This window comes from Halorhodospira neutriphila (genome assembly GCF_016584055.1).
Taxonomy (GTDB): domain Bacteria; phylum Pseudomonadota; class Gammaproteobacteria; order Nitrococcales; family Halorhodospiraceae; genus Halorhodospira; species Halorhodospira neutriphila.
This window is the reverse complement of sequence record NZ_NRSH01000137.1, coordinates 1-5,384: the sequence shown is the minus strand read 5'-3', so window position 1 is coordinate 5,384 and position 5,384 is coordinate 1. Positions and strand designations below refer to the sequence as shown.

Annotated in this window: 4 protein-coding genes and 2 pseudogenes; 4 read left to right on the top strand and 2 right to left on the bottom strand. The window is 72.9% G+C overall.

All coding sequences use genetic code 11. The annotated features are described in order from the left end of the window. The coding region (locus CKO13_RS10300) for a PP-loop family protein (protein WP_338034634.1) at positions 1–249 on the bottom strand (249 nt) is incomplete at its 3' end. 2 nt (positions 250–251) lie between these two features. Then, positions 252–1,211, bottom strand: coding sequence for an acetyl-CoA carboxylase carboxyltransferase subunit alpha (locus tag CKO13_RS10295; protein WP_200260512.1), 960 nt, complete (start codon positions 1,209–1,211; stop codon positions 252–254). A 190-nt stretch (positions 1,212–1,401) separates the two neighbouring features. On the opposite strand from CKO13_RS10295, the gene CKO13_RS10290 reads away from it, so the two are divergent. The 4 genes and pseudogenes from CKO13_RS10290 to CKO13_RS10275 form a co-directional block, all read left to right on the top strand. Then, on the top strand, positions 1,402–2,271 hold the full coding sequence (locus CKO13_RS10290) for a fumarylacetoacetate hydrolase family protein (protein ID WP_200260509.1): 870 nt from the start codon (positions 1,402–1,404) through the stop codon (positions 2,269–2,271). Next, positions 2,268–4,364 carry an EAL domain-containing protein gene (locus CKO13_RS10285; RefSeq protein ID WP_200260507.1) on the top strand — a complete coding sequence of 699 codons (2,097 nt, stop codon included), beginning with the start codon at positions 2,268–2,270 and terminating at the stop codon, positions 4,362–4,364. Before CKO13_RS10290 ends, CKO13_RS10285 begins: the two co-directional genes overlap by 4 nt. Positions 4,365–4,443: 79 nt before the next feature. After that, positions 4,444–4,977: pseudogene (locus CKO13_RS10280) on the top strand (BCCT family transporter); the annotation flags it as partial. 113 nt (positions 4,978–5,090) lie between these two features. After that, a pseudogene (locus tag CKO13_RS10275) lies at positions 5,091–5,384 on the top strand (hypothetical protein); the annotation flags it as partial.

Genomic DNA, 5,384 nt, shown 5'->3' with positions numbered 1-5,384 from the left:
GTGGACGCGCAGCGCCACCCCCAGCGCGGCGCAGGCCGCCTCGCAGTGGGCGGCCCACGCCGGGGCGTCGGGGTGGAGGCCGTGGTCGACGTGGACGGCGCACAGCCGGCCGGGCAGCTGGCCGCGGACGGCGGCGAGGGCGTGGAGCAGCGCGAGGGAGTCCCGGCCGCCGCTGAGGGCGACGTGGTAGGCCGGCGCCGCCGGGGCGAGCTCACGCAGGCGCCGCGCCACCTCGCCCGGGTCGAGCACGCCTACTCCTTGGGCTGGCCGATCTCCGCCAGCCGCTGGTGGCGCTCCGCCGTGAGCGCCTCGGCGTCCATCGCCGTGAGGCGCTCGAGCTCCTCGAGCAGCGCCTCGCGCAGCGACGCCGCCATGGCGTCGTAGTCGCGGTGGGCGCCGCCGAGCGGCTCGGGGATGACCCGGTCGACGAGGCCGAGGTCGTGGAGGCGCTCGGCGGCCATCTGCATCGCCTCGGCGGCGTCCGCCGCCCGGTCGGAGCTCTTCCACAGGATCGAGGCGCAGCCCTCCGGGGAGATCACCGAGTAGACGGAGTAGCGCAGCATCATCAGCCGGTTGCCGACGCTGATCGCCAGCGCCCCGCCGGAGCCGCCCTCGCCGATGACCGTGCAGATCACCGGCACGCGCAGCTGCGACATCTCGGCGAGGTTGCGCGCGATGGCCTCGCTCTGCCCCCGCTCCTCGGCGCCGACGCCGGGGTAGGCGCCCGGGGTGTCGATGAAGGTCAGGATGGGCAGGCCGAAGCGCTCGGCCAGGCGCATCAGGCGCAGCGCCTTGCGGTAGCCCTCGGGGCGGGGCATGCCGAAGTTGCGGCGCAGCTTCTCCCGGGTATCGCGCCCCTTCTGCTGGCCGATGACCATCACCGGGCGATCGTCGAGCCGGGCCATGCCGCCGATGATCGCCTCGTCGTCGGCGTAGGCGCGGTCGCCGTGGAGCTCCTGGAAGTCGGTGAACACGCGCGAGACGTAGTCGAGGAAGTGGGGCCGGGCCGGGTGCCGGGCGAGCTGCACCACCTGCCAGGCGCTCAGCGACGAGAAGATCTTCTCGGTCAGCGACCGGCTCTTGGCCTCGAGGCGCTGGATCTCCTCGGAGATGCTGACCTCGGTATCCTGGCCGACGTTGCGCAGCTCCTCGATCTTCGCCTCCAGCTCGGCGATGGGCTGCTCGAAATCCAGAAAGTTCTTGGTGGTCATGGGCTCCCCGTCTACCTCGGAACACACAGGGCGCACGCCGTGGGCGAGACCGCAGCCGGCTGTACGATACCAGAATGCCCCCGGGGTTGGGGCCGGCCGCCGGCCCATCGGGTCGGCGAATCTCGACTTGCACGGCGCCGGCGGCGACAATACGTTTTGACACCCCCAAGCAGAGCCCGAGGAGCGCGGCATGCGCATCACCACGGTCGGCTACGGCGCCGAGCGCCACATCGCGGTGGCCCGCAGCGAGACGCAGTGGCAGCTCTGCCCGGAGCCCGGCGACCTGGGCGCCGCGCTCGAGCGCGGCGCCGTGCCCGGGCCGCAGCCCCACTGGCCGCTCGTCGACGCCGCCGAGCTCGAGCTGCTCGCCCCGATCCCGGCGCCCCGGCGCAACGTCATCTGCCTGGGGCTGAACTACGCCGAGCACGCCGCGGAGTCCCAGCGCGCCAAGGGGGCGGAGTGGGCCCTGCCGAGCGACCTGGTCGTCTTCACCAAGGCCACCACGACGGTCACCGGCCCGTACGCGGAGATCACGCTCGACCCGGCGGTGACCGAGCAGCTCGACTGGGAGGTGGAGCTCGCCGCCGTCATCGGCCGCGGGGGCCGGCACATCCCCGCCGAGCGGGCCGCCGAGCACGTCTTCGGCTACACCGTGGTCAACGACCTCTCGGCCCGGGACCTGCAGTTCCGCCACAAGCAGTTCTTCCTCGGCAAGTCCGTCGACGGCACCTGCCCGATGGGGCCGTGGATCACCACCGCCGACGCCGTCCCCGACCCCCACGCCCTGACGCTCTCCTGCCGCGTCAACGGCGTGCTCAAGCAGCACGCCTGCACGAGCGGGATGATCGCCACCGTGCCGCAGATCGTCGCCGGCCTCTCCCGGGTGCTCACCCTCGAGCCCGGCGATATCATTGCCACCGGGACGCCATCCGGGGTAGGGTTCGCCCGTCAGCCGCCGGAGTACCTCGCCCCCGGCGATCGCGTCACCTCCGAGGTCGAGGGCCTCGGGCGGCTAGAGAATCGCTTGGCCTCTCCCCCCGATGACGAGCGGCAGCCGTGACCCACTCCAGTGAGCACCCGAGCCCTGCGGCGGACGCCACCCCGGAGCCCCTCGTCACCCAGGCGATCTTCGAGCAGAGCCCCGACGGCATGCTCCTCCTCGAGGGCCAGCGCATCGCCGGCTGCAACGCCGCCGCCCTCGAGCTGCTCGGCTACGAGGGCAGCGGGGAGCTGCTCGGCCTGACGCCGGCGGAGCTCTCGCCGGCCTACCAGCCGGACGGCACCCCCTCGGCGGAGAAGGCCCGGCTCCTCTACCACCGGGCCATGCGCAGCGGCCCGCAGCGCTTCGAGTGGGTCCACTGCCGCGGCGCCGGGGGGTGCGACCTGTGGCTCGAGGTCCTGCTCACCCCCCTGCAGACCGGGCGGCGGCGCCTCTGCCACGCGGTGCTGTGCGATATCTCGCAGCGCAAGGAGATGGAGCGGCGCCTGCAGCTCAGCGCCAAGGTCTTCACCGCCACCCGCGACGGCATCCTCATCACCGACGAGAAGAGCCGCATCCTCCAGGTCAACGAGGCCTTCACCCGGATCACCGGCTACAGCGAGGAGGAGGTGCGCGGGCGGACGCCGCGGGTGCTCCAGTCCGGCCACCACGACGCCGACTTCTACCGGGCCATGTGGTCGTGCATCCGCGAGCGGGGGAGCTGGTCCGGCGAGCTCTGGGACCGGGCCAAGTCCGGCACGCTGCAGCCCAAGTGGTCGACGATCAACCAGGTCACCGACGCCTACGGCCGGGTGACCAACTACATCGCGGTGCTCAGCGACCTCACCGAGCTCAAGCGCTCCCAGGCCCGGCTCCAGCACCAGGCCTACCACGACGCCCTGACCGGCCTGCCCAACCGGCTCCTGTTCAAGGACCGCCTCGCCCGGGCCATCGAGCGCACCCGGGAGGCCGAGCAGCAGCTCGCCGTGCTCTTCATCGACGTCGACCACTTCAAGGACATCAACGACAGCCTCGGCCACACCGCCGGGGACCGGATCCTGCGCCAGATCGCCCAGCGCCTCCAGGAGCCGATCGGCCCCAACGACACCCTCGCCCGGCTCAGCGGCGACGAGTTCGCCGTCTGCCTGGGCGGGCTCGAGGACCAGAGCGAGGCGCTCGCCTGCGCCGAGAGCCTCCACCAGCGGCTGGCGCGGCCGCTGCAGAGCAACGGCCAGCGCTTCCAGTGCCGCTGCAGCGTCGGGATCTGCCTCTACCCGGACAACGGCGACACCGTCGAGGAGCTGCTGCGCGGGGCCGACTCGGCGCTGCACAACGCCAAGAGCCTCGGCCGCAACACCACCTGCTTCTACGCCGAGGAGCTGACCGAGCGGGCGCAGCGGCGGCTGAACCTCGCCCAGCAGATCCGCCTCGGGCTCGAGCGCGACGAGTTCGCCCCCTTCTACCAGCAGCAGGTGGAGCTGAGCAGCGGCAACGTCATCGGCCTCGAGGTGCTGGTGCGCTGGCACCACCCCGAGCGCGGGCTCGTCGCCCCCGGCGAGTTCATCCCGGTGGCCGAGGAGCTCGGCCTGATGGCCCCCCTCGGGGCGACGGTGCTGCGCTCGGCCTGCCGCCAGGCCCAGGCGTGGCTGCAGCGCGGCTGCGAGTTCGGGCGGATCGCCGTCAACCTCTCGGCCGCGCAGCTCCAGGACGGGACGTTCCACACCGAGGTGGAGCGCCTGCTCGAGGAGAACGGCCTGCCCGGCGCGCGCCTGGAGCTGGAGATCACCGAGTCGGCCTTCATGGCCCTCGACGACACCACCCTCGCCAACCTCCAGGCGCTGCGCCAGCACGGCGTCCGGCTGAGCATCGACGACTTCGGCACCGGCTACTCCTCGCTGCTCTACCTCAAGCGCCTGCCCATCGACCAGCTCAAGATCGACAAGGGCTTCATCTGGGACATGGGCAGCAGCCCGGAGTCCCGCTCCATCGTTCAGGCCATCCTCGAGCTCGCCACGGTCCTCGGCCTCGACGTCGTCGCCGAGGGGGTGGAGACCGAGGAGCAGCGCGAGCAGCTCAGCGCCATCGGCTGCATGGTCGCCCAGGGCTTCCTCTGGGGCCGGCCGGTGCCGCAGCCCTCGCTCGCCTCCTCGCCTCCCCCCGCCCTTGAGCCCTGAGGCAGGCCGCCGGCCTTTATCGCCCCCCGGCAGCGCGGCATCCTAGTGCCCCAGCCGATTCCGCAAGGGCCGCCTGCTTATGCACAACATCGCCACCCGCGGGCTCTTCAAGGGCATGAGCCCGCGCGTCACCGCCGTCTCGACCCTGCTCATCGCGGCCTTCGCCGGGGGCGGGGCGGTCTTCCCCGACCGGCTCGCCGCCGCCATCGACGCCTGGCGGGCGACGCTCACCCCCTTCTTGCAGTGGTACTACGTGCTCGTCATCGCTGGGATCCTGCTGCTCACGATCTGGCTCGGCACGGGCCGGTTCAAGAACGTCCGCCTCGGCGGGGACAACGAGGCCCCGGAGTTCCGCACCTTCTCGTGGCTGACCATGCTCTTCGCGGCGGGCATGGGCGTGGGGCTGGTCTTCTGGTCCGTCGCCGAGCCCATCTCGCACTACCAGGGCACCCCCTTCACCGACGGCGAGGGCCCGGCGGCGGCCGCGGATACCGCCCTGCGGCTCGCCTACTTCCACTGGGGGCTCAACGGCTGGGCCGTCTTCGCCCTGGTCGCCCTGATCCTGGCCTACTTCAGCTTCCGCCGCGGCCTGCCGCTGACCATGCGCATCGCCGGCCTGCTCAAGGCCCTCGACCAGGAGCGCTACGCCGCCCGCGAGGGCGAGCGCAGCATCCCGCCGGTCGAGCCCTGGGCGCAGGCGAGCACCCCGGGGGAGGACCCCGGGCCTTGACGCCGCAACGGCCCAGCGGCGGCCAGGGCGGCCGTATCGAGCTGGTCCCGGCCGAGGACGGCGGCGGGCCCCGGCTCCGCCTGCGCGGGGACTGGACGCTGCCCCACTACGCCGCCCTGGCGAGCGCCGTCGCCGGGCTCGAGGCGCGCCCCGCCCTCGAGCAGCTGGAGCTCGACCGGCTCGGCGCCCTGGATACCGCCGGCGCCGCCCTGATCGTCCGCCTCGTCGGCCCCGAGCAGGCGCGGGCTCTGGCCCGCAGCGCCCCGCAGCTTGCGCCGCTCGGCGGCGAG